Annotated in this window: 23 protein-coding genes, 1 other RNA gene and 1 pseudogene; 7 read left to right on the top strand and 18 right to left on the bottom strand. The window is 68.0% G+C overall.

From position 1 onward, the window contains the following. Nucleotides 1–143: 143 nt before the first annotated feature. Nucleotides 144–1,100, bottom strand: a complete 957-nt coding sequence (locus tag AC5P98_RS20670; RefSeq protein ID WP_014645946.1) for a M23 family metallopeptidase — start codon at nt 1,098–1,100, stop codon at nt 144–146. 12 nt (nt 1,101–1,112) lie between these two features. Here AC5P98_RS20670 and AC5P98_RS20675 point away from each other — a divergent pair, with 12 nt between their 5' ends. Then, nucleotides 1,113–1,562, top strand: coding sequence for a DciA family protein (locus tag AC5P98_RS20675; RefSeq protein ID WP_032956682.1), 450 nt, complete (start codon nt 1,113–1,115; stop codon nt 1,560–1,562). A 281-nt stretch (nt 1,563–1,843) separates the two neighbouring features. Here the strand turns inward: AC5P98_RS20675 and lpxC are convergent, their stop codons facing one another. The 15 genes and pseudogenes from lpxC to mraZ all read right to left on the bottom strand — a co-directional run bounded on the left by lpxC (nt 1,844) and on the right by mraZ (nt 18,694). After that, nucleotides 1,844–2,755 (bottom strand): UDP-3-O-acyl-N-acetylglucosamine deacetylase, encoded by a 912-nt coding sequence (lpxC, locus tag AC5P98_RS20680; protein WP_495230196.1) that lies wholly within the window; start codon nt 2,753–2,755, stop codon nt 1,844–1,846. Nucleotides 2,756–2,960: 205 nt separating this feature from the next. After that, nucleotides 2,961–4,196, bottom strand: coding sequence for a cell division protein FtsZ (gene ftsZ / locus AC5P98_RS20685; RefSeq protein ID WP_005415297.1), 1,236 nt, complete (start codon nt 4,194–4,196; stop codon nt 2,961–2,963). A 170-nt stretch (nt 4,197–4,366) separates the two neighbouring features. After that, nucleotides 4,367–5,602: a cell division protein FtsA gene (gene ftsA / locus AC5P98_RS20690; RefSeq protein WP_005408083.1), complete on the bottom strand. Its 1,236-nt coding sequence runs from the start codon at nt 5,600–5,602 to the stop codon at nt 4,367–4,369. A gap of 68 nt (nt 5,603–5,670) precedes the next feature. Next, nucleotides 5,671–6,348: pseudogene (locus AC5P98_RS20695) on the bottom strand (cell division protein FtsQ/DivIB); the annotation flags it as partial. Further along, complete coding sequence (locus tag AC5P98_RS20700; RefSeq protein WP_495230197.1) at nt 6,345–7,307, bottom strand: D-alanine--D-alanine ligase; 963 nt, start codon at nt 7,305–7,307, stop codon at nt 6,345–6,347. The pseudogene AC5P98_RS20695 and the gene AC5P98_RS20700, both read right to left, overlap by 4 nt. Further along, nucleotides 7,304–8,740 carry a UDP-N-acetylmuramate--L-alanine ligase gene (gene murC, locus AC5P98_RS20705; protein ID WP_014645942.1) on the bottom strand — a complete coding sequence of 479 codons (1,437 nt, stop codon included), beginning with the start codon at nt 8,738–8,740 and terminating at the stop codon, nt 7,304–7,306. Before murC ends, AC5P98_RS20700 begins: the two co-directional genes overlap by 4 nt. Nucleotides 8,741–8,780: 40 nt before the next feature. Continuing rightward, nucleotides 8,781–9,869, bottom strand: coding sequence for an undecaprenyldiphospho-muramoylpentapeptide beta-N-acetylglucosaminyltransferase (murG, locus tag AC5P98_RS20710; RefSeq protein WP_049406067.1), 1,089 nt, complete (start codon nt 9,867–9,869; stop codon nt 8,781–8,783). Then, nucleotides 9,866–11,191, bottom strand: coding sequence for a putative lipid II flippase FtsW (ftsW, locus tag AC5P98_RS20715; RefSeq protein WP_014645940.1), 1,326 nt, complete (start codon nt 11,189–11,191; stop codon nt 9,866–9,868). Before ftsW ends, murG begins: the two co-directional genes overlap by 4 nt. A 1-nt stretch (nt 11,192) precedes the next feature. Continuing rightward, the gene (mraY, locus tag AC5P98_RS20720) at nt 11,193–12,278 is read right to left on the bottom strand and encodes a phospho-N-acetylmuramoyl-pentapeptide-transferase (protein WP_004154219.1); all 1,086 of its coding nucleotides are present in this window, start codon (nt 12,276–12,278) and stop codon (nt 11,193–11,195) included. After that, a complete protein-coding gene (locus AC5P98_RS20725) occupies nt 12,268–13,662 on the bottom strand; it encodes a UDP-N-acetylmuramoyl-tripeptide--D-alanyl-D-alanine ligase (protein ID WP_032956672.1) in 1,395 nt (464 codons plus the stop codon). Before AC5P98_RS20725 ends, mraY begins: the two co-directional genes overlap by 11 nt. Further along, the gene (locus AC5P98_RS20730; RefSeq protein WP_049406062.1) at nt 13,659–15,167 is read right to left on the bottom strand and encodes a UDP-N-acetylmuramoyl-L-alanyl-D-glutamate--2,6-diaminopimelate ligase; all 1,509 of its coding nucleotides are present in this window, start codon (nt 15,165–15,167) and stop codon (nt 13,659–13,661) included. Before AC5P98_RS20730 ends, AC5P98_RS20725 begins: the two co-directional genes overlap by 4 nt. Then, a complete protein-coding gene (locus AC5P98_RS20735; protein WP_049406060.1) occupies nt 15,164–17,008 on the bottom strand; it encodes a peptidoglycan D,D-transpeptidase FtsI family protein in 1,845 nt (614 codons plus the stop codon). The genes AC5P98_RS20730 and AC5P98_RS20735 overlap by 4 nt, the downstream gene beginning before the upstream one ends. Beyond that, nucleotides 17,005–17,268 (bottom strand): cell division protein FtsL, encoded by a 264-nt coding sequence (gene ftsL / locus AC5P98_RS20740; protein ID WP_005415286.1) that lies wholly within the window; start codon nt 17,266–17,268, stop codon nt 17,005–17,007. Before ftsL ends, AC5P98_RS20735 begins: the two co-directional genes overlap by 4 nt. Continuing rightward, a complete protein-coding gene (gene rsmH / locus AC5P98_RS20745; RefSeq protein WP_049406058.1) occupies nt 17,265–18,233 on the bottom strand; it encodes a 16S rRNA (cytosine(1402)-N(4))-methyltransferase RsmH in 969 nt (322 codons plus the stop codon). Before rsmH ends, ftsL begins: the two co-directional genes overlap by 4 nt. 14 nt (nt 18,234–18,247) lie before the next feature. After that, nucleotides 18,248–18,694 (bottom strand): division/cell wall cluster transcriptional repressor MraZ, encoded by a 447-nt coding sequence (gene mraZ / locus AC5P98_RS20750; protein WP_004143635.1) that lies wholly within the window; start codon nt 18,692–18,694, stop codon nt 18,248–18,250. 324 nt (nt 18,695–19,018) lie between these two features. Here mraZ and AC5P98_RS20755 point away from each other — a divergent pair, with 324 nt between their 5' ends. Both AC5P98_RS20755 and AC5P98_RS20760 read left to right on the top strand, forming a co-directional pair. Further along, on the top strand, nt 19,019–19,807 hold the full coding sequence (locus AC5P98_RS20755; protein WP_049419225.1) for an NRDE family protein: 789 nt from the start codon (nt 19,019–19,021) through the stop codon (nt 19,805–19,807). 359 nt (nt 19,808–20,166) lie between these two features. Beyond that, the gene (locus tag AC5P98_RS20760; RefSeq protein ID WP_049405822.1) at nt 20,167–20,646 is read left to right on the top strand and encodes a DM13 domain-containing protein; all 480 of its coding nucleotides are present in this window, start codon (nt 20,167–20,169) and stop codon (nt 20,644–20,646) included. 88 nt (nt 20,647–20,734) lie between these two features. Here the strand turns inward: AC5P98_RS20760 and rnpB are convergent. Together rnpB and rsmI are read right to left on the bottom strand one after the other, a co-directional pair. After that, nucleotides 20,735–21,086, bottom strand: an RNA gene (rnpB, locus tag AC5P98_RS20765) — RNase P RNA component class A. Nucleotides 21,087–21,212: 126 nt separating this feature from the next. Continuing rightward, nucleotides 21,213–22,031: a 16S rRNA (cytidine(1402)-2'-O)-methyltransferase gene (gene rsmI / locus AC5P98_RS20770; RefSeq protein WP_014645933.1), complete on the bottom strand. Its 819-nt coding sequence runs from the start codon at nt 22,029–22,031 to the stop codon at nt 21,213–21,215. 81 nt (nt 22,032–22,112) lie between these two features. Between rsmI and AC5P98_RS20775 the strand changes: the two genes are divergently transcribed. The 4 genes from AC5P98_RS20775 (at nt 22,113) to AC5P98_RS20790 (ending at nt 26,371) form a co-directional block, all read left to right on the top strand. Beyond that, a complete protein-coding gene (locus AC5P98_RS20775) occupies nt 22,113–23,834 on the top strand; it encodes a penicillin-binding protein activator (protein ID WP_049405819.1) in 1,722 nt (573 codons plus the stop codon). Beyond that, nucleotides 23,824–24,192 carry a YraN family protein gene (locus tag AC5P98_RS20780; RefSeq protein WP_024957270.1) on the top strand — a complete coding sequence of 123 codons (369 nt, stop codon included), beginning with the start codon at nt 23,824–23,826 and terminating at the stop codon, nt 24,190–24,192. The genes AC5P98_RS20775 and AC5P98_RS20780 overlap by 11 nt, the downstream gene beginning before the upstream one ends. Nucleotides 24,193–24,302: 110 nt before the next feature. Then, a complete protein-coding gene (locus AC5P98_RS20785) occupies nt 24,303–24,989 on the top strand; it encodes a metal-dependent hydrolase (RefSeq protein ID WP_049419226.1) in 687 nt (228 codons plus the stop codon). Beyond that, nucleotides 24,986–26,371: an FAD-binding oxidoreductase gene (locus AC5P98_RS20790; RefSeq protein WP_049406655.1), complete on the top strand. Its 1,386-nt coding sequence runs from the start codon at nt 24,986–24,988 to the stop codon at nt 26,369–26,371. Before AC5P98_RS20785 ends, AC5P98_RS20790 begins: the two co-directional genes overlap by 4 nt. Nucleotides 26,372–26,533 lie beyond the last annotated feature (162 nt).

A 26,533-nucleotide genomic window follows, 5' to 3' on the forward strand; every position in this document is an offset into this window, starting at 1 on the left:
CGGTCGCAATCGCCCCGGATTCGGCAAAGAAACACGGATGCGGGGTCGGACCCCTTTCGCCATGGCGAAAGGGCTCTGACCCCAGCCCTCAACCGAATCGGGTCAGAGCCCTTCCGCGGCGCGGAAGGAATCCGACCCGGGCATCAGCCGCGGCTGACGCGGCCGACCGGCGTGTTGCCGCCGTCGCCGAGGAACTTGCGCGGGTTGACCACGTTGCCGTTCTCCCACACCTCGAAGTGCACGTGGGCACCGGTCGAACGGCCGGTGGAACCGGCCTTGGCCACTTCCTGGCCGGCGCGGACCAGGTCACCGGCCTTCACCACCAGGCGCGAATTGTGCGCGTAGCGGGTGACATAGCCGTTACCGTGGTCGACATCGACGACGTTGCCATAGCCGCCCTTCACACCAGCGAAGCTGACCACGCCTTCGGCCACGGCCATCACCGGGTCACCGACCTTGGCGTGGAAGTCCATGCCCTTGTGGGTGGCGGCGCCGCGGCCGAACGGGTCGGCACGGGTGCCGAAGCCGGAGGTCACGTAGCTGTTGCGGATCGGCATGCGCGACGGCACGGCGTTCTGCTGCAGCTGGTGGTCGAACATCAGCGATTCCATCACCGACAACTGGCGGCCTGAAGCAGCGAAGCGCTGCTCCAGCACCTGTAAGTCGGCGTTGACGTCCTTGACCGGAATGTCGCTGGTCGGGCCGCCGGCGTCGCCATCGCCGAGGCCGGGGGTCTCGTTGAAGTCGAATTCGCCATCTTCCAGCTTGCCCATCTGGGTCAGCCGTTCGCCGAGGGCGTTCAGGCGGGTGGCCTGCGCCTGCAGCTCGCCGAGGCGGGCGGCCAGCGCGTTGACCTGGGTCTGCGCATCGCGCTTGACCTTGGCCAGCTCCGCATCCTGGCGCTCGACCTTGGCCTGCAGGCGCGAATCATTCAGCGCACTGGCGCCAATGCCGCCGGCAAGGCCGATAATGCAGCCTACCCCGAGCACGCTGCCCAGCAGGGCGCGGGGGCGGTCCTCGAAATAGAACCGCAAACGCGTGATCGGCGACGCCTTGGCCTGTCCTTCACGCGTTTTGATTACGATCTTTTTGAATGCCATCAGTGAGTTTTCATGTCTGAGCCGAAATCCAGCGTTCGCCCCGCGTCAGTGCCGAAACCGGCGCTGGATGCGGTAATGGCGGACAAAAGCGGGAACCCGCTGCGTCGGGCCTTGTGGCTCGACGCGCTGGACCGGCAGTTGCGCCCCCAGTTGCCGCCACCTCTGCGCAGCCGCTGCCGGCTGGCCAATGTGGACGGGGAACACCTCGTTTTTCTCGTCGAGTCCCCGGTCTGGCATGCCAAGTTGCGGCTTGCCGAAGCCCAGTTGCTCGACGCGGCCCGTTCCATCGGGCTGAAGGCCACCAGGGTGACCATCAAGACTGCGTCCACCACTCCCTCACGCTCCCCAGCGATCGACAACCGGAATGGCCCCCACGCAGTTTCAGCCGCCACGCACAAAGGGCTACGCGACGCCTTGGCTTGCCTGCAGGACGTTCCCTCGAAGCCGAAGAAGCGGTCCTGATGGCAACGGAGCATCCGGCTCCGCTCCCCGTCGCGCGTGTCACCACGGCGTGAAACATCTCGGGGGCCGGGTCGCATCCTAGCGGCCAACCGGGGGCCTGTCGTTAGATTGAAGTTAAAACTTCGTTAAATTCAGGCTTCCGATCCAACAGGTTCACAAAACCGTGACCTTGAACCGGCCTTGACGCCTTTCAAGCACGCTGAATGCGTCGCCAGCGCCGGAAACAACGACGCCGCCCTGGAAGGCGGCGTTTTTATCTTGAAATTCAACGATCTATGGAATCAGGCGTAGGCCGGGGTGGCATATTCCACCGGATCCGGGCTGGTCGGCGAGTCGAAGCTGACCCATTCCCAGGCGCTGGCGTCGGCCATCAGGGCCCGCACCAGCTTGTTGTTGAGCGCGTGGCCGGACTTGAAGCCCTCGTAGGCGCCCAGCACCTGGCCACCGGCCAGGTAGAGGTCGCCAATGGCGTCAAGGATCTTGTGGCGCACGAATTCGTCGGCGTAGCGCAGGCCGTCTTCGTTGAGCACGCGGAACTCGTCCAGCACGATGGCGTTGTCCATCGAACCGCCCAGGCCCAGGTTGCGCTCGCGCATGTATTCCAGGTCGCGCATGAAACCGAAGGTGCGCGCGCGGGAGATTTCCTTGGTGTAGGCCAGCGTCGAGAACTCGATTTCCTGCCGCGACTGCTTGGCCGGGATCATCGGGTGGTCGAACTGGATGGTGAAGCCCAGCTTGTAGCCCTCGTACGGGGTGAAGCGGGCCACCTTGTCGCCCTCGGTCACCTCCACGGTCTTGAGCACGCGGATGAAGCGCTTGGGCGCATCCTGTTCGACGATGCCCGCCGACTGCAGCAGGAACACGAACGGGCCGGCCGAACCGTCCATGATCGGCAGCTCGGCCGAGGACAGTTCGACGATGATGTTGTCGACACCCAGGCCGGCCAGCGCCGACATCAGGTGTTCGACGGTCTGGATCTTTGCGTCGTTGCAGGTCAGGCCGGTGCACAGGGTCACTTCGGTGACCAGTTCGGCCTTGGCCGGCACCTCCACCACCGGGTCCAGGTCCACGCGGCGGAACACGATGCCATGGTTGACCGGTGCCGGGCGCAGGGTCATGTAGACCTTGTCACCACTGTGCAGGCCAACGCCGGTGGCGCGGATCGTGTTCTTGAGGGTGCGTTGCTTGATCATGGGGGATGGACCGGAAGTGACACATTAGATTAACACGCGCACTCCCCTACCCCGGCTGAAACGCCAGTTGCAGCCACCGGCAGGATCCACCGGCACGCCGCTGGAAAGCGCGTGAAGCAGGGCGGCCGGGCCCATCCTGGCCCGGCGCCCGCGTTTTCAGGACATGGTGGCGCAACCCGGGGAGGACAACCCCGGGCCGCCCCGCTTAGTCCGCCTGGCGGCGCAGGAACGCCGGGATGTCCAGGTAATCGTTCGGCAGTTCCGCCGCCGCCGGGGCCGAAGCGGCCGGGGCCGAAGGGGCGGAGGCCGCTGCGGTATCGCTGCTGGCGCGACGCAGGCCCAGGCCCATGCCACCCACCGCCTTGGAGACGGCATCGCCGCCGTTGTCGAACTCGCCGAACTCCGGCTGGCCGGTGGTGGCGTTGCGGACCAGCTTGATCGGCGCACGCTCGCCCGGACGCTGGGTCTTGCTGGCCGAGACGCGGTTCAGGCCGGTGGCCACCACGGTCACGCGCACTTCGTCCTGCATGTCCGGATCGAGCACGGTGCCGACCACCACGGTGGCGTCTTCCGAAGCGAAGCCGTCGATGGTGCGGCCGATCTCGTCGAACTCGGCCATGGTGAAGTCCGCACCGGCGGTGATGTTGACCAGGATGCCGTTGGCACCGGCCAGGTTCACGTCGTCCAGCAGCGGGTTCTGGATGGCCGATTCGGCAGCGGCCTGGGCGCGGTCATCGCCACGGGCAGTGCCGGTACCCATCATCGCCAGGCCCATTTCGGACATGACGGTGCGCACGTCGGCGAAGTCGACGTTGATCAGGCCCGGACGCACGATCAGGTCGGCGATGCCCTGCACGGCGCCCTGCAGCACATCGTTGGCGGCGCGGAATGCCTGGATCATGGTCGCGTTGCGGCCCAGCACGGTGATCAGCTTCTCGTTCGGGATGGTGATCAGCGAGTCGCAGTGCTGGCTCAGTTCCTCGATGCCCTTCAGCGCCACCTGCATGCGGCGACGGCCTTCGAACGGGAACGGCTTGGTGACCACGGCCACGGTCAGGATGCCCATCTCCTTGGCCAGCTGCGCCACCACCGGTGCAGCGCCGGTGCCGGTGCCGCCGCCCATGCCGGCGGTGATGAACACCATGTCCGCGCCCTGCAGGGCGTCCATGATGCGCTCACGGTCTTCCAGCGCGGCCTGGCGGCCGACTTCCGGGTTCGCGCCTGCGCCCAGGCCCTTGGTCACGTTGGTACCCAGCTGCAGCTGCAGCTTGGCACCGCAATTCTTGATGGCCTGCGAGTCGGTGTTGGCAGTGATGAATTCCACGCCATCCACCGCCGAGTTGACCATGTGCGCCACGGCATTGCCGCCGCCGCCGCCCACGCCAACCACCTTGATCACCGCATTGGGTGCCATCTTTTCGATCAGTTCAAAATGCGCCATGTCCGTGTCCTCGTTGTATCCGCTTTGGCTGGCATGGGCATTCGGGCATCCTGCCGTCCTGCTGCATGCCGACGTTGCGGCTGTGTGGGTTGTGTGTAGCCGGTATTGCGTTGTGATGCGGGTACTGCGGGTGTTGCGCCCGGGCGAGGCCCGGGTTTTCGGTTTCCGCGTCAGAACTCGCCGCGGAACCAGGTCTTGAGTTTCTTGAACATGCTTCCGGCGCGCCCGGTGGGCAGCGACGGCCGCCGCGGGTGCTCGATCTGGCTGCCCATCAGCAGCAGGCCCACGCCGGTGGCGTGTACCGGGTTGCCGACCACTTCGCCCAGGCCGGTGACGTGCTGCGGGATACCCACGCGCACCGGCATCTGCAGCATTTCCTCGGCCAGTTCGACCACGCCTTCCATCTTCGACGCGCCACCGGTCAGCACCATGCCGGCGCGCACCAGCTCCTCGAAGCCGGAGCGGCGCAGTTCGGCCTGCACCATCTCGAAGATTTCCTCGTAGCGGCCCTGCACGGCCTGCGCCAGCGAATGGCGCGGCATGCGGCGCGGCGGGCGGTCGCCCACCGACGGCACCTGGATGCTCTCCTCGGCCGTGGCCAGCTGGGCCAGGGCGCAGGCATAGCGCACCTTGATCTGCTCGGCTTCCGGGGTCGGCGTGCGCAGCATGTGCGCGATGTCGTTGGTCACGTGGTCGCCGGCGATCGGCAGCGAGGCGGTGTGGCAGATCGCACCCTGCACGAACACCGCGATGTCGGTGGTGCCGGCGCCCATGTCGACCAGCACCACGCCCAGCTCGCGCTCGTCGGCGGTCAGCACCGCCACGCTGGAGGCCAGCGAGGACAGCACCAGGTCGTCCACCTGCAGGCCGCAGCGCTGCACGCACTTGCTGATGTTGGCCGCCGCCGACTGCGCGCACACCACCAGGTGCGCATGCACTTCCAGGCGCACGCCGGTCATGCCGACCGGGTTGCGGATGCCTTCCTGCGAATCGTCCAGCACGTACTCGCGCGGGATCGCGTGGAGGATCTTCTGGTCGGCCGGGATCGCCACCGCCTTGGCCGCGTCGAGCACGCGATCCAGGTCGCCCCAGGTCACTTCACCGTCGCGGATCGGCACGATGCCCGGCGAGTTCTTGCACTGCACGTGGTTGCCGGAGATCGAGGCGTACACCGAACGGATCTCGCAGCCGGCCATCAGCTCGGCTTCTTCCACCGCGCGCTGGATCGACTGCACGGTCGATTCGATGTCCACCACCACGCCGCGCTTCAGCCCGCGCGATTCGTGCGAGCCGATGCCGATCACTTCGATCGGGTTGCCCGGCGAATACTCGCCCACCAGCGCCACCACCTTGGAGGTGCCGATGTCCAGGCCAACGATCAGCGATTTGTCACCCTTGCGATTCATGTCCTTTCCTGCGTGCTTCTGGCCGGGGTCGCCGGCGTTTTCGCCGGCGTGGCCGGGGTACCCCAGCTCAGCGTGAAACCATTGGTGTAACGGAGGTCGGCGCGCTCGATCGGCGCGTCCTGGCGGTTGAGCTGCGGCAGTACCTTGACGAAGCGCTGCATGCGCGAGCGCGCGTCGTCGCGGCCGACCACCACTTCGGTGCCGTTGCTCAGCACCAGCGACCAGCTGCCGCGTGCGTCCATCGTCACCCGGCGCACATCGACGCCGGCCGGTGCGAACAATGCACGCGAGTCGCTGTACAGCTTCATCACTTCCGCGGTCTGGCTGTCCGGGCCATCCAGCTCCGGCAGCGCCAGGTCGGACAGCTTCTTCGGCGTGGGGAACAGCTTGCCCTGCTCGGACACCAGGCGGTCGGTACCCCAGCGGGCGAACGGCTTGTGCTCGACCAGGGTCACTTCCAGCACGTCCGGCCACTGCTTGCGGACCTGCGCGCTTTCCACCCACGGCAGCTTCTCCAGGGCGTCCTGCGCGTCCTGCAGCTTGACCGCGAAGAAACCGGCGCGCGCATACGGCAGCAGCACCTGCTGCAGCTGTTCGGCCGGCACCCGCTTGAACTCACCATGCACGCGCAGCTTCGCCAGTGGCCAGCGCTCGGCGCCGACCCAGCCATTGACCACGGCCACCACCGGCAGTGCAACCACCGACAGCGCCAACAGCCAGACGAAGATGCGCAGCACCGCGTTCATGCGTGCGAGGCCTCCAGGGTCTGTTCCAGCACGCGCCACACCAGTTCCTCGAAACCGATGCCGGCCTGGCGGGCCGCCTTGGGCACCAGCGAATGGCTGGTCATGCCCGGCGCGGTGTTCACTTCCAGCAGGAAGAAACGGCCGCTGTCGCGATCGCGCATCACGTCCACGCGGCCCCAGCCACGGCACCCGGCGGCACGGAACGCGGCCAGCGCGATGCGCCGGATGTCCTCTTCGTCGCCACCGTCCAGGCCCGGGCACAGGTACTGGGTGTCCTCGGCGATGTACTTGGCGTTGTAGTCGTACCACTGGCCCTTGGGCACGATGCGGATCGACGGCAGTGCGACGTCGCCAAGGATGGCCACGGTCAATTCGTCGCCGACCACCATCTGCTCCATCAGCAGCTGGCCGTCGTAGCGCGCGGCCAGGGCCACCGCTTCATCCAGCCCGGCGTCATCGGTGACCCGGCTGATGCCCACGCTGGAACCTTCGTTGGCCGGCTTCACCACCACCGGCAGGCCGAGTTCGGCGGCATTGGCGTGCACGTCCTCGGCAGTGACCTTGCGGTACTGCGGGGTCGGCAGGCCCAGCGACAGCCACACCTGCTTGGTACGGATCTTGTCCATGCTCAGCGCCGAACCCAGCACGTTCGAGCCGGTGTACGGCACGCCGAAGGCGTCCATCAGGCCCTGCACGATGCCGTCCTCACCGCCACCGTTGTGGCCGTGCAGGATGTTGAAGACGCGATCGATGCCACCGGCGGCGAGCGCGCTGGCGAGCGCCGGAATGCCGTCCACCGCGAACGCATCGACGCCACGCGACTGCAGGGCTTCGAGCACGTTGCGGCCCGAATCCAGCGACACCTCGCGTTCGCTGGAACTGCCGCCCAGCAGCACGGCGACGCGGCCGAACTCGGCCGAGTCGGTCACGCGCAGCGGCGGGAAGGTCAGCGTGCTCACGCCTGGCCCTCCCCCTTGAAACCTTCCACCGCGATATGGGTGGCCACGGCACCGATGTCGCCGGCGCCCATCATCAGCAGCAGGTCACCGTCCTGCAGCACGTCCGGCAGCACGCTGGCCAGCTCGGCGGCCTTGCCCACCACCACCGGCTCACTGCGGCCACGCGCACGGATGGCACGGGCCAGCGCGTGCGAGTCGGCGCCGGCAATCGGTTCTTCACCGGCCGGGTAGACCTCGCTCAGCACCAGCGCATCAACGCTCGACAGCACGGCGGCGAACTTGTCGAACTGGTCGCGGGTACGGCTGTAGCGGTGCGGCTGGAAGGCAACCACCAGGCGCTTGTCGGCCCAGCCACCACGAGCGGCGGCGAACACTGCCTCCAGCTCGCTGGGGTGATGGCCATAGTCGTCGATGATGCGGACCTTGGCGCCACTGGCGGTGGTCACCTCGCCCAGATCGTTGAAGCGACGGCCGACACCGGCGAAGCCCTCCAGCGCGCGTGCGATCGCGTCCGGGGCCACGCCCAGCTGCCAGCCCACCGCAGCGGCGGCCAGCGCGTTGAGCACGTTGTGCCTGCCCGGCAGCGCCAGCACCACTTCCTGGCTGGTGCCCTGCGGCAGGCGCAGGGTGAAGCGCATGCGCGACCCTTCCTGCACCACGTTCTCGGCGCGCACGTCGGCCTGCGGGCTCATGCCGTAGCTCATCACGTGGCGCGGGGTCCTGGCGGCCAGCGCGGCGACTTCCGGATCATCGATGCACAGTACCGCCAGGCCGTAGAACGGCAGGCGCTGCAGGAACTCGGCAAACGCCGCCTGCACGCGGGCGAAATCGTTGCCGTAGTTTTCCAGGTGGTCGGCATCGATGTTCGTGATGATCGACATCAGCGGGTTCAGGCGCAGGAAGCTGCCATCGCTTTCATCGGCCTCGGCCACCAGCCACTGCCCGCCACCCAGCTTGGCGTTGGCACCGGCGGCCAGCAGCTGGCCACCGATCACGAACGTCGGGTCCAGGCCACCTTCGCTCAGCACCGCAGCGGTCAGGCTGGTGGTGGTGGTCTTGCCATGGGTACCGGCCACGGCGATGCCGCGGCGGAAGCGCATCAGCTCGGCCAGCATCGCCGCACGCGGCATGATCGGAATGCGCTGGCTGCGTGCTTCCATCAGTTCCGGGTTGTCTTCGCGGATGGCACTGGAGACCACCACGCAGTCGGTGCCCAGCACGTTGGCCGCGGAGTGGCCGCGCATGATGCGCGCCCCCAGGCTGGCCAGGCGGCGGGTCGCCACGTTGTCGGCGTTGTCCGAGCCGGACACTTCATAGCCCAGCGTCAGCATCACTTCGGCGATACCGCTCATGCCGGTGCCGCCGATGCCGACGAAATGCACGCGCGGGAACGCGCGCACCAGGTCGTTGGTGTCGTGCAGGCGGCGGATCATGCGCGGCCTCGCGCAGGGCAGGCGCGGTGGCATGCCTTCTTCATACAGCTTCCTCGAGAATGATATCGGCGATGCGCTCGGCGGCATCGACCTTGGCCAGGGCACGCGCGGCTTGCGCCATCTGCATGCGGCGGGCGGGATTTTCGGACAGATCGCGCAGCAGTGCGGCAATGCCGTCGGCCAGCGTTCCGTCCTGCTTCAGCAACACCGCCGCGCCGCGCTCGACCAGGTACTCCGCGTTGCGGGTCTGGTGATCGTCGACGGCAGCGGGGAATGGCACCAGCACGCTGCCGACACCGACCGCGCACAGCTCGGCCAGCGTGGACGCGCCGGCGCGGCAGACAACCAGGTCAGCCCAGGCAAAGGCTTCGGCCATGTCGGCGATGAACGGCGTGATTTCCGCCTGCACACCGGCCTTGGCGTAAGCCTCCACCGCTTCGGCATGCATCTTCTCGCCGCTCTGGTGGCGCACCTGCACCGGCAGGCCGGCGCCCAGCGCGGCAATCGCCTGCGGCACGCCGGTATTGAGGGCACGCGCGCCCTGGCTGCCGCCCACCACCAGCACCCGCAGCGGGCCCTGCCGGTCGGCGAAGCGCTGTTCCGGCGGCGCGATGGCAGCGATTTCCGCGCGCACCGGGTTACCGACGAACTCCTCGCCCTTGGCGAAGGTGCCCGGGAAACCGGTCAGCAGGCGACGCGCATAACGCGACAGGATGCGGTTGGTCAGGCCCGGCGCACGGTTCTGCTCATGCACGATCAGCGGCAGGCCATGCAGGCGCGTGGCCATGCCACCGGGGCCGGAGGCAAAGCCACCGAAGGCGACCACCGCGCGCGGCTGGCGCTGGCGGATGATGAGCCCGGCCGCGCGCAGCGCGCGCATCAGCCGCCACGGCGCCGCCAGCAGGGCCAGCTTGCCCTTGCCGCGCAGGCCAGTGATGGCCAGCGTATCGATGGCGATGTCGTGCTGCGGCACCAGGCGGGTTTCCATCGCACCGTCGGCGCCCATCCAGGTCACCGGCACGCCGCGCTGGCGCAGCACGCGGGCCACGGCCAGGCCGGGGAAGATGTGACCGCCGGTGCCTCCGGCCAGGATCATCACCGGGCGCCCACTCTCGGTGGCTGCACTCATGACAGCCTCCCGAAGGTCGGTTCGATGCGCGACTGCAGGCGGCTGGTGCCACGTGCGGCGCTCGCTGCAGCGGACGCGGGTGCGACCGGCTCGGCACGCATCGGCACGCTGGCGTCCACCGCTGCGGCGGGCTTGTCCATCGGTTCGGCCGCGGCGTCTTCGGCGCCACCGATGCGCACGGCCTGGCGGCGCTCGGCGCGCTTGAGTTCATACGACACGCGCAGCAGCAGGCCCATCGCCACGCAGGTCATCAGCACCGACGAACCGCCGGAGGAGATCAGCGGCAGGGTCAGGCCCTTGGTCGGCAGGATGCCCAGGTTCACGCCGATCGAGACGAAGGTCTGCATGCTGATCCACAGGCCGATGCCGAAGGCGATGTAGCCGGAGAAGTGGCGCTTCATTTCCACGCAGCGCATGCCCAGCCAGAAGGTGCGGCCGACCAGCAGCGCATACAGCGCCACGATCACGCAGGTACCCAGGAAACCGAATTCCTCGGCGGTGACCGAGAAGATGAAGTCGGTGTGCGCTTCGGGCAGGTAGTACAGCTTCTGCACGGAGTTGCCCAGGCCGACGCCGGTCCATTCACCACGGCCCACCGCCATCAGCGCGTTGGACAGCTGGTAGCCGTCGCCCTGCTGGTCGGCCCACGGGTCCAGGAAGGAGGTGATGCGGCGCATGCGGTACGGCTCGATGATCGCCAGCGCGCTCATGCCGACCAGGCCGATGATCACCGGCATCGACATGCGCGGCATGTTCACCCCGCCCAGCACCAGCATGCCGGCGGTGATCGCCAGCAGCAGGGTCGAGGAACCGAAGTCCGGCTGCAGCAGCAGCAGCACCACCAGCGCACCGGCCACGCCCAGCGGCTTGAGCATTGCCGGCCAGGTCGCATTGACCTCGTCGCGGAAACGCACCAGGTAGCTCGACAGCCAGACGATGTAGAGCACTTTCACCGCTTCGACCGTCTGGAACTTGGAAATGCCCAGGTTGATCCAGCGGCGCGCACCGTTGACCGTGCTGCCCAGTCCCGGTGCGAACACCGCCAGCAGCAGTACGAAGCAGCCCAGCAGCAGCATCTGGTTGTACTGCTCGATCGACTTCAGCTCGGTGCGGGCGGCAATGACCGCCAGCACGATACCCACCGCCAGGAAGATCAGGTGGCGGTTGAGGTAATAGAACGGGCTGCTCATCAGCGCGATCGAGCTGGAGGCCACCATCACCACGCCGACACCGGTGAGCGCGATGATCGCGCCCAGCAGCCACTTGTCGTAGCTGCCCTCGATGGCTTCAAGGCGTGTTGCCTGGCGGGACAGGTCGTTCATCTCAGCGCACCTTCAACGTGGCCAGGCCGATCAGCACGAGCACGACGGAGATGATCCAGAAACGCACGATCACGCGCGGCTCCGGCCAGCCCTTCAGTTCGAAATGGTGGTGGATCGGCGCCATGCGGAACACGCGCTTGCCAGTCAGCTTGAACGAGGCGACCTGGATCATCACCGACAGCGTTTCGATGACGAACACGCCGCCCATGATCACCAGCACCAGCTCCTGGCGGGTGATCACCGCGATCGTGCCCAGCACCGCACCCAGTGCCAGTGCGCCGATGTCGCCCATGAAGACCATGGCCGGGTAGGTGTTGAACCAGAGGAAGCCCAGGCCCGCGCCGGCGATGGCCGCACAGATGATGACCAGCTCGCCGGCGCCCGGGATCTGCGGGATCTGCAGGTAGTTGGCGAACACCACGTTGCCCGAGGCGTAGGCGAACACGCCCAGCGCGCAGGCCACCAGCACGGTCGGCATGATCGCCAGGCCGTCCAGGCCGTCGGTCAGGTTCACCGCGTTGGAGAAACCGACGATCCAGAAGTAGGCGATGGCCACGAAGCCGATGCCGGCCAGCGGCAGCGCGACCGACTTGAACATCGGGATGTAGAAGGTCAGCGCTGCCGGCACGTCGGCCGTGTAGAACAGGAACAGGCCCGCAGCCAGGCCGAAGATCGACTGCAGCAGGTACTTCCAGCGCGACTTCAGGCCGTTCGGGTCACGGCGGACGATCTTGATCCAGTCGTCATACCAGCCGATGGCGCCGAAGCACAGCATCACCGCCAGCACCAGCCACACGTAGCGGTTGCGCAGGTCGGCCCACATCAGCACCGACAGGGTGATGGTGAGCAGGATCAGCGAACCGCCCATGGTCGGCGTGCCGGCCTTGGAGAAATGGGTCTGCGGACCGTCCTTGCGGATCGGCTGGCCGCCCTTGAACTGGGCAAGCTTGCGGATCATCGCCGGGCCCAGCCACAGCGACAGGAACAGGGCCGTCAGCGCGGCAAGGATGGCGCGGAACGTCTGGTAGTTGAACAGCCCGAACAGGCTCTCCAACTGCTGCAACCATCGAGCCAGTTCATACAACATGCGGGGATTCCTCTCCTTGCGCCAGCAGCGCTTTGACAATCGTGTCCATGGCGCTGCCACGGGAACCCTTGACCAGGCAGCGCACGCCGGCGTGCAGCTCGTCCTTCAGCGCCTGCGACAGCGCGTCGTGGGTGGCGAAATGGCGGCCGCCTTCGCCGAAGGCGGAGGCGGCAGCGGCGCTGAGCGGGCCCAGTGCATACAGGCGCTTCAGGCCGGCAGCACGTGCGCGGAGGCCGGCCTGCGCATGCAGCGCTTCCGCGTCCGGGCCCAGCTCGCGCATGTCGCCCAGCACCAGCCAGCCCTCTTCCGGCGCCGCGGCCAGGGCATCGATGGCCGCGGCCAGCGACCCGGGGTTGGCGTTGTAGCTGTCATCCACCAGCACCGCGCCATTGCGCAGCTGATGGGCGATCTGGCGACCCGGCACCGGCTGCGCTTCGGCCAGACCGGCGGCAATCAGCGCCAGATCGACACCGGCGGCCAGCGCCAGACTGGCGGCGGCCAGCGCATTGCTGACGTTGTGGCGACCCGGCAGGCCCAGCACCACGCGGGCTTCGCCGGCCGGTGCGACCAGAGTGAACTGGCTGCCCTGCGCACCGGCGCGGATATCGCGCGCGGTCACGTCCGCCGAGTGTTCCAGGCCATAGCGCAGCACGCGGCAACGCGCCGGGGTGCTGATGAAATGCTGTTCGAACCAGCGGCCATAGGCATCGTCGGCGTTGATCACCGCCACGCCATCGGCCGGCAGCGCGGCGTAGATCGCGCCCTTGGTCACCGCCACGCCGAGCAGGCTGCCCATGCGTTCCAGGTGCGCCGGGGCGATGTTGTTGACCAGCGCATAACGCGGGCGGGCGACGTCGGTCAGGTAGGCGATGTCGCCCGGCTTGCCGGCGCCCATCTCGTAGACGGCGTAGTCGGCATCTTCCGGCGCATCGATCACCGCCAGCGGCAGGCCGATCTCGTTGTTGCGGTTGCCCGGGTTGGCGTAGACCACCTTGTGCGCGTGCTGGGCCACCTGCTGCAGGATCGACAGCAGCAGGCTCTTCACGCTGGTCTTGCCATTGCTGCCGGTGATCGCGAACACCTCGGTGCCACGGTCACGCTGCATGCCGGTGGCGATCTTCGCCAGCGCCAGTTCGCTGTCGGCCACCAGCACCTGCGGCAGTTCGACCGGCAGCAGGCGCTCGACCAGCAGCGCACTGGCACCGCGCGCCTGCGCGTCGGCCGCGAAGTCATGGCCGTCGAACCGCTCGCCGCGCAGCGCCACATACAGACTGCCCGGACCGAGATTGCGGGTGTCATTGCTGACCGCATCGATGGCCACGTCGTCGCCGTGGATCTCGCCGCCGGCCCAGTGTGCGATCAGCGAAAGCAGGGTGCGCTTCATGCGGCGCCCTCCCCGGCCTGCGCGCTGAGCACACCAGCCTTGGCCGCCAGTGCGGCGGCGGCCACTTCGGTGTCGTCGAAGTCATGGCGCACGCCATTCACTTCCTGGTACGGCTCGTGACCCTTGCCGGCGATCAGGATGATGTCGCCTGCACCGGCACGCCTCACCGCCAGGCCGATCGCACGCGCGCGACTGCGCTGCACGGTCACGGCATCGGCGTTCTGGAAGCCGGCCAGGATGTCAGCCACGATCACATCGCCATCTTCGCCGCGCGGGTTGTCGTCGGTGACGATGACCTGGTTGGCCAGGCGCTCGGCAATCGCCGCCATCTGCGGGCGCTTGCCGGTGTCGCGCTCGCCGCCGCAGCCGAACACGCAGAACAGCGTGCCCTGCAGGTGCCCGTGGAGGCTGTCCAGCGCCTGTTCCAGCGCATCCGGGGTGTGCGCGTAGTCGACCACCACCGTCGGCAGGCCGTCTTCACCGCCCAGGCGGTTCATGCGGCCGCGGATCGGCTGCAGCGCCGACAGCACCTCGGCAATACGCGGCAGCGGCTGGCCCTGCGCATGCAGGGTACCGGCCACGGCCAGCAGGTTGTCCACGTTGAAGCGGCCCAGCAGCGGCGACTGCACCGCCGCGCGCTGGCCGTCGATGACCAGCTCGAAGGCAATGCCACGCCCATCCAGCTGCAGCGCCTCGGCGCGCACGCTGGCGTCGATGGCACCTCGCGAGCTCAGCCCGATCGCCTGCACGCCGGCCGGCAGGCCCGCGAACAGCTGCCGGCCGAAGGCATCGTCCAGATTGATCACCGCGGCCTTCAGGCCCGGGCGATGGAACAGCCGCGCCTTGGCCGCGCCGTAGCTGGCCATGTCGCCGTGGTAGTCCAGATGGTCGCGGGTGAGGTTGGTGAACACCGCCACGTCGTAGTGCACGGCGTCCACGCGGCCCTGGTCCAGCGCATGCGAGCTGACTTCCATCGCCACCGCGCGCGCACCGGCGTCGCGCAGCTGCGCCAGAAGCGCATGCATCTGCAGCACCAGCGGCGTGGTGAAGCCGGTCGGCTCGACCGCACCATAAAGTCCGGCACCCAGCGTGCCGATACTGCCACTGGGCGTTCCGAGCAGATGCCAGGCCTGGGCCAGCAGCTGCACGGTGGAGGTCTTGCCGTTGGTGCCGGTCACGCCGACCATCGCCATCGCCCGCGATGGCGCGCCATGGAACTGGTCGGCCATCGCGCCCATGCGCGCGCGCAGGCCCGGCACGGCGATCGCATCAGCCGGGGCCGGCAGATCGGCCGGTGCCGGCGGTTCGAACAGGATGGCACTGGCACCGGCAGCGCGCGCCTGCTCGACAAAGCCCAGGCCATGCGCGCCGAAACCGGCGATGGCGACGAAGGCGTTACCGGGGCGCACGGCACGGCTGTCCAGCACCAGGCCGGTCAGAACGGGATCATGACCCGCCAGGGCCACGTCCGGAAGCAACTGCGAAAGCAACATCGAAGGACTCATTGCGTGCCTCCCGTAGCGGGCGGCGTCTGGGCTTGCGCGCTTGGCAGCGCAGCGTCGAATTCAGCGGCGGCATCGACCGGCAGCGCGGTCTCGGCCGGCGGCGCAGGCAGGATCGAGGCCGAATGGCCGACCTTGCCCGACTGCTGTGCGGCCAGCCACGACTGCAGGTCGTCCAGCGGCACGTCCATCAGGCGCAGGGTGCCTTCCATCACGTTGTGGTAGACCGGCGCCGACACCAGGCCGCCGTAGAACTTGCCGGCCTGCGGGTCGTTGATGACGATGACGGTAGCGAAACGCGGGTTGGTGGCCGGCACCACGCCGGCGAACAGCGCGTTGTAATGGCCGCGCTCATAACCGCCCGGGCCGGCCTTGCGCGCGGTGCCGGTCTTGCCGGCCACGCGGTAACCCAGCACCGCCGCCTGCTTGGCGCCGCCCTGGGTGACCACCGTTTCCATCATCGCTACCACCTGCCGGGCGACGTTCTCGTCGATGATCTGCTGGCCTTCATTGCGCTGGCCCTTGACGAAGGTCGGCGCGATCAGGCGCCCGCCGTTGGCCAGCGCCGAGTACGCGGTGGCAATCTGCAGCGGCGTGACCGACAGGCCATAGCCATAGGACATGGTGGTCTTGGTGGTACCCGACCAGCGTGCCGGACGCATCACCACGCCGGCCGATTCACCCGGGAAACCACTGTGCGGCGCCGAGCCATAGCCGAAGCGGCGCACGCCGTCGTAGAAGGTCTGGTCCGGCATCTTCGCCGCAACCTTGGCCGCACCCACGTTCGAACTGCGGGTGATCACGCCGGTCACGTTGAGCACACCGTTGTTGCGCGGCACGTCGCGGATGGTGAAGCGGCCCAGGGTCATGTAGCCCGGGTTGGTGTCGATGATGGTGTCCTTGGTCACCGCACCGGCCTGCAGCGCGGTGGCGATGGTCAGCGGCTTCATCGTCGAACCCGGCTCGACCAGGTCGGTCACCGCGCGGTTGCGGCGCGTATCGGGGATCGCGCCGGTCAGCGAGTTCGGGTTGTAGGTCGGCAGGTTGACCATGGCCAGGATCTCGCCGGTGGTCACGTCCATGATCACCATCGAACCGCCGGCCGCCTTGTTGGCCACCAGCGCGTTGCGCAGTTCCTTGAAGGCCAGGTACTGGATGCGGCGGTCGATGCTGAGGGTCAGGTCCTTGCCCGGCTCGGCGGCGCGCAGCAGATCGCTTTCGACGGTCTCGCCCTTGCGGTTGCGGATCACCCGCTTCGCACCCGGCTTGCCGCGCAGCCATTCGTCGAACGCCAGCTCCAGGCCTTCCTGGCCGCGGTCGTCGATGTTGGTGAAGCCCAGCACGTGCGCCATCGCCTCACCCTGCGGGTAGAAGCGGCGGAACTCGCGCTGTGCGGCCACGCCCGGAATCTTCAGCGCGACCACCTTCTCTGCCTCGTCCGGATTGATCCGGCGGCGCAGGTACATGAATTCCTTGTCCGACTTCTGCGACAGGCGACTGCTCAGCTCATCCACCGACATGCCGACCGCCTGGGCCAGCTCCGGGATGCGTTCGGGCGAACGCAGCAGGTCCTGCGGGTTGACCCAGATCGAGGCGACCGGCGTGGACACCGCCAGCGGCTCGCCGTTGCGGTCGGTGATCATGCCGCGCGAAGTCTTGATCGGCAGCTCGCGCAGGTAGCGGGCCTCGCCCTGGCGCTGGTAGAAATCGCTGTTGATGATCTGCACGTAGGCCGCGCGGCCGACCAGCGACACCGAGCACAGGCCGAGCGCAAGGGCGACCCAGCGCAGGCGCTGGCGCAGGTTGAAGGCGTTGCGCGGGCGGTTGCGGCCGGTCTTGCTCATGGGCGCACCACCACGATGTCAGCGGCCTCGGGGAACTTCATGCCCAGCTTCTCGCGGGCAATGCGGTCCACGCGGTTGGCTTCGGCCAGGGTGGCCTGTTCCAGCTGCAGGCGGCCGAACTCAAGGTTGATGTCATCGCGCTTGCGCTCGGCACGCGACAGCTCGATGAAGGTCTGCCGGTGGCGGTGGCGCACGAACACCACGCCGATCGCCGAGGCGACGGTGCAGGCCAGCAGGATGATCAGCAGCAGCCGGCTCATGCATCGGCCCCCCGCTTCTGTGCCACGCGCAGCACGGCGCTGCGGGCACGCGGGTTGGCGGCCAGCTCTTCGTCGGTGGCCTTGATGGCGCCGCCGATCAGGTCCAGCGTCGGCACGAACGCAACCGCCTCGGGCAGTCGGCGGTTGGCCGGCGGCGCCTTGGCCAGGCGGTTCATGTACTGCTTGACGATGCGGTCTTCCAGCGAGTGGAAGCTGATCACCGCCAGGCGGCCACCGGGCTTGAGCCGTTCCACCGCCGCATCGAGCCCGGCTTCCAGATCGGCCAGCTCGCGGTTGATGTGGATGCGGATGGCCTGGAAGCTGCGCGTGGCCGGGTGAATCTTGTCCTTCCCACGCGGCATCACCGAGGCGATCAGCTCGGCCAGTTCGGCGGTGCGGGAGAACGGCTGCTTCTCGCGGCGGGCCAAGATGGCGCGGGCGATGCGCCGGCTCTGGCGCTCTTCGCCGTAGGTCCACAGCACATCAGCGATCTCGCGCTCTTCGACGCGGTTGATCCACTGCGCGGCGCTTTCACCGCTGTCCGGATCCATGCGCATGTCCAGCGGGCCGTCCTTGCCGAAGCTGAAGCCACGTTCGGCCACGTCCAGCTGCGGCGACGACACGCCGAGGTCGAACAGCACGCCGTCCAGGCCTTCGGCCGTCGCGTTCCACTGCAGCAGCTGGGCGAAGCTGCCCCGGAAAATGGACACGCGCGGGTCCGGCGCGAAATCGCGCTCGGCAACGGCGATGGCTTCCGGATCCTTGTCCATGACCAGCAGGCGCCCCTCGGGACCGAGCTGGGTGAGCACGCCACGCGCATGACCGCCACGACCGAACGTGCCATCCAGATAACGTCCGTTTTCGATCACCCTCAGGCCTTCAAGGACCTGGGTGTACAGGACCGGCAGGTGCACCGCCGGCGACTGCGACACCGGAAGGTGACCGGCCTGCGCTTCTGGGCGCATCCGGGCACCCCGGCTCACAACTTCAGGTCGAGCAACCCATCACCCAGATCCTCGTCAGACAACGTCTGCTGGATCAGGGCCCGATGCGCCTGCTCGCTCCACAATTCGAACTTGTCGCCCATACCGAGCAATACCGCCTTCTTCTCAATGCCCACCGCACCGCGGTGGCTGGCGGGGATGCTGATGCGACCGTTGCCGTCCAGTTCCAGATGGGCGGCCGAGCCGACCAGCTTCTGCTGCAACAGGCGCACGACGCGCTGGGTGTTGGGCTTGGACATCACATCGTCGCGGACCCGCTCCCATTCCGACTCTGCATACAGCCACAGGCAGCCGGCTTCGAACGGGTTGTAGGTCAGCACGAGACGGTTGTTGCTGGCGCGCGCGACGAGGTCGCGGTAAGCGGTGGGAACCGCCATGCGCCCTTTGTCGTCAACTGTGATGGCCGTCTCGCCCTGGAACACGACGCCTGCACCTTGTCCTTCGCCCGGTGAAACATTGAACCACGAAAACCCACAAAACACCCGGATTTCCCTCTGATGCCCACCTTAGCAGCGGGCCGAGGGTTGTCAACAACTTTTCAGCGGGGAAATCGCCAGCCGCATCAATGGCTTGCAACAACCTTTAGACAATTGTTCAAGGCTTATCCACAAGTTGCTGATCCGTCTCAATTTTTGAGATTGAACGGAAGTTCAGGGGCGTGGAGAGGGCGTGAAACATCGGCCGCGCATTCATCCGGAACGGGCCGGAAACGGCGCCGGACTGCGCAAACCGTGCACAATGAGGCCATGTGCCTGCTCGCTCTTGGCTGGATGCACCACCCGCGCTGGCGGCTGGTGATGACCGGCAACCGTGATGAGTTCCACGCCCGCCCGACGGCGGCGCTGGCCCCCTGGCAGGATGAGACGTCCGTCATCGGCGGGCGCGATCTGCGCTCCGGCGGTGGCTGGGCCGGGGTTGGCGCCTCGGGCCGGATGGCGGTGGTCACCAACGTCCGCGACCCGCTGGCGGCCCAGACCGGCCCGTCGCGGGGCGCGCTGGTGGCCGACTTCCTGCGCGGCCGCGACCCGGCCGCTGTGCATATCGACCGATTGGCGACCGTGGCTGGCGCCTATGCCCCGTTCAATCTGTTGCTGGCCGATAGCGACAGCCTGGAGTACCTCGGCAACCATCCCGCCGAACGGCAGACCCTCGGCCCGGGCGTGCACGGCATGTCCAACGGCGCGCTGGACACGCCCTGGCCGAAGACCCGGCGGCTGATGGCGGCCCTTGAAGCCTGGCTGCAAAAGGACGGGGTCAGATCCCTTTCGCACGGCGAAAGGGATCTGACCCCGGACCTGACCCCGCTCTGGAATGCTCTGGCCGACGAACACCGCCCTGCCGACAGCGACCTGCCCGACACCGGCATCGGCCTGGAACGCGAGCGCTGGCTGAGCCCGGCCTTCATCCGTGGCGATGACTACGGCACCCGCGCCAGCACCGTGCTGCTGATCGACGCCGACGGCCATGGCGAGATCCACGAACGCCGCTTCGGCCCGCAGGGCGCTCCCAGCGGCCAGAGCCACGTCATTTTCTGACCCGGTCATGACGGCCCTTGGCCGGATGCTCTTGGCGGGGGGGGGTAGTGCCGGCCGCTGGCCGGCAACCTCTGGATCTTCGGATGCAGCATGAAGTTGCCGGCCAGCGGCCGGCACTACCCGCAGCGTGCTGTCGCGATCCACGCGACGGCAGTCGTCATCGCAGCGGGCCTGAAACGTCATTCAGCTTCCAGCCGCGACCGCGATCCGTCCGCGCCACAGCGGTTTCAGCATCACAGCCAGCCGACTGTGCCCTTTTCGCAATCGACACTGTGTCTATAAATGTCGCCCCTGACCTCCCAGGGTGGTCGCGCCCGGCATCGCGCCGCGCAATCGACCACAACCCTCAAGGAGGCCCCATGCGTCGCATTCTCATCCTGTTCGCCACCCACCTGCTTGCTCTCGGCCTGGGCTTCGGCCTGGGCATCTATCTGCTGCCGATCCTGATCGCCCCCGATGACCCGCCGGTCACGCAGGTGCAGGCCGCGATGAACGACGCCACCTATCGCACCACCTTCCGTCGCGACCTCAAAGGCAGCGACGCGGTGCACTGGGCCGAAGGCAAGGTCAGCGTCAGCGCCACCCAGGTTGCCTTCGACGGCAAGATGGGACCGGGCCCGGACTACAAGGTCTACCTGGTCCGCGACTTCGTCGACAACAAGGCCGACTTCCTGAAGATCAAGGCGCAGGCCCAGCGCATCGGCGAGGTGAAGACCTTCAACCGCTTCCTGGTGGATGTGCCCGCGAACGTGGACGTGGACGACTACACCACGGTGGTGGTGTGGTGCGAGCGCTTCTCGCAGTTCATTTCCGCCGGGCAGTACCGCACGCCGGGCTGAGGACAGCATGGGGTCGGATCCCTTTCCTCCGGAAAGGGATCCGACCCCGCAATCACGGTAGCTCCACGCCATGCGTGGAAGAAGAAGGAGGCGGAGCCGGCCGATAAGCCGGGTTCTGTCGTGGACAGTCATTCCTCTAGGCGTTACGTCACCGCAACGCTCAAGCAACCTACCCGGATCCAACGCGGGCCGCGCCAAAGGATCCCTATTTGGTCTTGCTCCAGGTGGGGTTTGCCGTGCCGGTCTGTTGCCAGACTCGCGGTGCGCTCTTACCGCACCATTTCACCCTTACCGGCCTTCCGAAGAAGACGTAGGCGGTATCTTTCTGTTGCACTTTCCGTCGGCTTGCGCCGCCCAGGCGTTACCTGGCACCTTGCCCTATGGAGCCCGGACTTTCCTCGGCACCCCCGAAGGGATGACGCGACTGTCTGGCCGGCTCCGCCAGCGCATATTCTAGCGTACGCAGGTCCTTCCTGCCGTGCTGATCGCGGCGTCCGGTTCATCCATCCACGCATGGCGTGGATCTACTGCAGTAGCGCCACGCCATGCGTGGCTGCAGCAATCCATCAACTACCGTACAACGCCTTGCGCGGCGCGCCGGTCAGTTCCGCGGCCAGTTTGGCGGCGGTGGACGGTGGCAGGTGCTCGCTCAGCTTCGCGTAGACGCGGCGGCCATGTGCCAGCTGCGCTTGTTCGTCATCACCCGCGCCCTGCACCATCACCACGAACTCGCCCTTGCGCTGGTTGTCGTCGGCCTCGACCTTGGCCAGCAGGCCCGCCAGGTCACCATCGAGCACGGTCTCGAACAGCTTGGTCAGCTCGCGGGCCAGCACCGCCGGGCGTTCGCCACCGAAGATCGCCGCCATGTCGGCCAGCGATTCGGCGATGCGGTGCGACGATTCGTAGAACACCATCGTGCGCACTTCGCCGGCCAGCGCCTGCAGGCGGTCGCGGCGGCCGCTGGCCTTGGCCGGCAGGAAGCCCTCGAAACTGAAACGGTCGCTGGGCAGGCCGGCCACGCTCAGCGCGGCGATGGCGGCACAGGCACCGGGTACCGGGCTGACCTTGATGCCCGCCGCGCGCGCGGCACGCACCAGGCGGAACCCGGGGTCACTGACCAGCGGGGTACCGGCATCGCTGACCAGCGCCAGCGACTCGCCGGCCTGCAGGCGCGAGACCAGGCGCTGCGCCAGGGCCTCTTCATTGTGTTCGTGCAGGGCCACCAGTGGTTGCTGGATGCCGAAATGGGACAGCAGCTGGCCACTGCGGCGGGTGTCCTCGGCACAGATGGCCGCCACCGAACGCAGCACCTCCTGCGCGCGCGGGCTCAGATCGGCCAGGTTGCCGATCGGGGTGGCGACGACGTACAGGGTTGGGACACTCATTTCAGCGGTACTCACGGGGCAAGGGTAGAATCGTAGCGTGTACCCGGCCAAGGCCGCTGCCCTCATCGCATGGACCCGATCATGAACAAGCCCGCCGCACGGTTCTCCGCCCTGTCGTTGTCGCTGATGCTGCTGGCCGGTTGTGCCACCACCAGCCTGACCAGCACCCCCGATTCGCCGGCCCAGGGCCAGGCGCTGGCGCTGATCGAACAGGGCAAGCCGCGCGACGCCGCACTGCAGCTGGAAGGCCTGGCCGCCACGCTGCGTGGCGGCGCCCGCAGCAACGCACTGGCCGACGCGGCCTGGGCCTGGCACCTGGCCGGCGACAGTGCCCGCGCGCGCAGCCTGCTGGGCCAGCTCACCGCCCGCCAGCTGTCCGGCGCCAGCCTGCAGCGCTACCAGCTGACCGGTGCCGAGCTGGCGCTGGCCGACAAGCAGCCTGCGCAGGCGCTGGCGCTGCTGAAGGATCATGCCGACAGTGTTGCGGTCGGCCTGCGCACCCGCTGGCTGCTGGCCCGCGCCCAGGCCCTGCAGGGCACCGGCGATGCCTTCGGTGCCGCCAACGAGCGCGCCCGTGCCCATGCCGGCCTGACCGGCAGCGCGCGCAGCGAGAACCAGGCCGCCATCGCCGGCCTGCTCGGCACCCTCGACGACGCCACCCTGCGCAGCCGTGCCGCCGCGCTGCCGGCCAACGACCCGCTGTACAACTTCGCCGGCCGTGCGCTGATCGCGCGCGGCCTGCCGCTGCCGCGCCCGTTCGACCGCGATGGCGCGGCCCAGTTCGACACCAGCAAGCGCCCGCCGGCGATGAGCGACGGTTACCGCCCGCCGGCCAAGCTGGCCGTGCTGCTGCCGCTCAGCGGCCGCCTGGCCACCGCCGCGCAGCCGGTGCGCGATGGCCTGTTGAGCGCCTACTACGGTGAAAGCCGCCGCCGCCCGGACATCAACTTCTTCGACACCGCGGGCACCCCGGCCGGTGCCCTCGCCGCCTATGACAAGGCGGTCGCCTCCGGTGCCGACTTCGTGGTCGGACCGCTGGGCCGCGACGAAGTGGACGCCGTGTACGGCCGCCAGCAGCTGCAGGTGCCGGTGCTGGCCCTGAACCGTGGCAAGGACGCACCGCCGGCCGGCAGCGCCGGTTTCTCGCTGGCACCGGAAGACGACGGCATCGTCGCCGCCGAATACCTGCGTGGCCGCGAACGCAACCGCGCACTGGTGATCAGCAGCAATGACGACACCGGCCGCCGTTCCGCCGCCGCCTTCGCGCAGCGCTTCGCACAGCGCGGTGGGCAGGTGGTGGCCACCTTCAACGTCAGCGATGCCGTTGGCGATGTCGGCGCGCAGGTGCGCAATGCCGGCCAGGTCGACGCGGTGTTCCTCGCCGTGCGTGCACCGCAGGCCCGCCTGCTGGCGCCGCAGCTGGCGCTGGCCGGTGCCGGTGGCGCCACCCGCGTCGGCACCTCGCAGCTGACCATCGGCAGCGGCAAGGTGGAAGAAGACGTGGCGCTGGACGGCATCGTCTACCCGAATGAAGCCTGGAACGTGCGCAGCGTGTCCGGCCTGCCCTCGGCCAGCCAGGTCGCCAGCACCCTGCCCAGCGCACGCGGTGCAGCCGGCCGCCTGTTCGCGTTCGGCGCCGATGCCTGGAAGATCACCGCCTATCTGGACAAGCTGTCCAACGAAGGCGGCCTGGACGGTGCCACCGGCACCCTGTTCCTGGACAGCAACGGCAACATCCTGCGCCAGCCGGCATGGTCCACCTTCAATGGCGGCCGGCCGATGCCGATCGTCGGTGGTCGCTGAGCGCAGCCAACGTGGCTCGGCGGTGGAGGCCGCCGCCGAGCAGCATCTGCAGCAGGCCGGACTGCAGCCGCGTGCGCGCAACGTGCGCTATCGCGGCGGTGAACTGGACCTGGTGATGGACGATGCCGGCACCGTGGTGTTCGTGGAAGTGCGCTATCGCGCGCGATCGGATTTCGGTGGCGGTGCCGCTTCGGTGGATGTGCGCAAGTGCCGACGCCTGGCGCACGCCGCGCAGCTGTACCTGCAGGACAACCCGGCGCTGGCCAATGCACCCTGCCGTTTTGATGTGGTCGACGCCACCGGCGAGCCGCCGCAGCTGCGGTGGCTGCGTGATGCATTCCGGCTGGATGACTGCTGATGGGTACCGTCCGCTCTGGTAGAGGCCGACCTTGGTCGGCGCTTCTGTGCCAACCAAGGTTGGCACCTGCCAGAGCGCAGCCAGGCCGGCACGACCACGGTGTGTGACTGATGCCTTCGATCATCACCCATGCTGCTGTGCCGCTGGCGCTGTGGTGCGCCGCTGATCGCGGCCGCATCCCGCCGCGCCTGCTGGTTGCAGGCGTGATCGCCGCGATGCTGCCCGATGCCGATGTACTGGCCTTTGCGCTGCACATTCCCTATGCGGATGCCTTCGGCCATCGCGGTGCCAGCCATTCGCTGCTGTTTGCCGGAGTGCTGGCGGCATTGGCGGCGGCGTTGGCGTTGGCGTTCTTTGGTAGTCGCCGACCTTGGTCGGCACCACACAGCCCCGGTAGTCGCCGACCTTGGTCGGAGCAGCACAGCCCCGGTAGTCGCCGACCTTGGTCGGCGGTTTCGTGCCAACCAAGGTTGGCACCTACCAAGGCAGGGCCAACGGTGGCATCGACCGTACAAGCCGCTGTATTCGTCTTCGTCTGCGCCGCCAGCCATCCACTGCTGGATGCGATGACCTCCGGTGGCCTCGGCGTCGCGCTGGCCTGGCCGTGGAGCGAACACCGCTTCTTCGCGCCGTGGCGACCGATCCGCGTTTCACCCTTCGCCCCACAGTTCTTCAGCGCACGCGGCGCGGCTACCCTGCTCTCCGAACTGCGCTGGGTGTGGCTGCCACTGGCCGGCGCCGTTGTCGCCTGGAAACTGATCCAACCCGCTCCTGCTGCCTCTCGAGATCCGTCATGAGTCCTGCCCTGCCTGCTGCCCTGGTCGCCGAACTGTCCACCCTGCTGGGCGCGGAGGGCTGGCGCATGGATGACAGCGCGCTGGAGGCCAACGCGCAGGACAATTCATGGCGCCGCCAGCGTCCGGCAGCCGTGGCGCTGCCCGCCGACGTCGAACAGGTGCAGGCGCTGGTGCGCGCCTGCCGCGCGCACGGCGTGGCACTGGTCGCGCGCGGTGCCGGTACCGGCACTACCGGCGCCGCCGTCCCACAGCCGGGCAGCATCGTGCTGTCGTTCACCCGCATGGATCGCATCGTCGAGATCCGCGCCGGCGATCGTTGCGCGGTGGTGCAGCCGGGCGTTCTCAATGGCACCCTGCAGCAGGCACTGGCCCCGCATGGCCTGTTCTGGGCACCGGATCCCTCAAGCGCCGAGATCTGCAGCATCGGAGGCAACCTGGCCTGCAATGCGGGTGGTCCGCGCGCGGTGAAGTACGGCACCAGCCGCGACAACGTGCTGGGCCTGGTGGCGGTGACCGGAACCGGCGATGTGATCCGCTGCGGCGGCGCCTACACCAAGGATGCCACCGGCTACGACCTCACCCACCTGCTGGTGGGCAGCGAGGGCACGCTGGCACTGATCGTGGAAGCCACCTTGAAGCTCACCCCGCTGCCGGTCAGCCAGGCCGGCCTGCGCGTGCTGTACCGCGATGCCGATGCCGCCGCATCCGCCGTATCGCGATTGATGTCGCAGCCGGTGGTGCCCACCCGCCTGGAGTTCATGGACGCGCGCAGCCTGGAGCTACTGCGGCTCAATGGCGCCGATGTTCCGGAGGCTGGTGCGATGCTGCTGGTGGAAGCCGATGGTGACCACGACACCCTGCCCTATCTGCTGCAGGCGCTGGCCAGCGCCGCTGAAGGCGACGGCATGATTGAACTGGACGTGGCGATGGAAGGGCGCGCGCGCGACCAACTGTGGGCCGCACGCAAGGCGCTGTCGCCCGCGCTGCGCAGTGTTGCGCCGGGCAAGATCAATGAAGACGTGGTGGTGCCGGTGTCGCGCATTCCGGAACTGGTGGCCGGTGTGCAGGCCCTGGCACGCGACTACACGCTGACCATCGTCACCTTCGGTCATGCCGGCAACGGCAACCTGCACGTCAACATCCTCTACCACCCAGACGATGCCGACGAGAACGCACGCGCACATGCCGCGCTGCCAAGGATCTTCGAGCTGACGCTGGCATTGGGCGGCACGTTGTCGGGCGAACACGGCATTGGCCTGGCCAAGCGCGATTTCATGGCGGAGGCCTTCACCCCGGAAACGCTGGCAACGATGCGCGCGATCAAGGCCGCGCTGGACCCGGACGGCATCCTCAACCCGGGCAAGGTGCTGCCGCCGGCATAGACTGCGCGCACTCCTTCGCGCTCCTGTAGAGCCGAGCCATGCTCGGCTGCTCTTCGACCAGATTGCGATGACGCCCGCGCTGTGTGCGCAAGCCGAGCGTGGGCTCGGCTCTACAACAACGTGTCGTTCACCTTCGCGCTCCTGTGGAGCCGAGCCATGCTC

This window comes from Stenotrophomonas sp. YJH_SMC_135 (assembly GCF_059372355.1).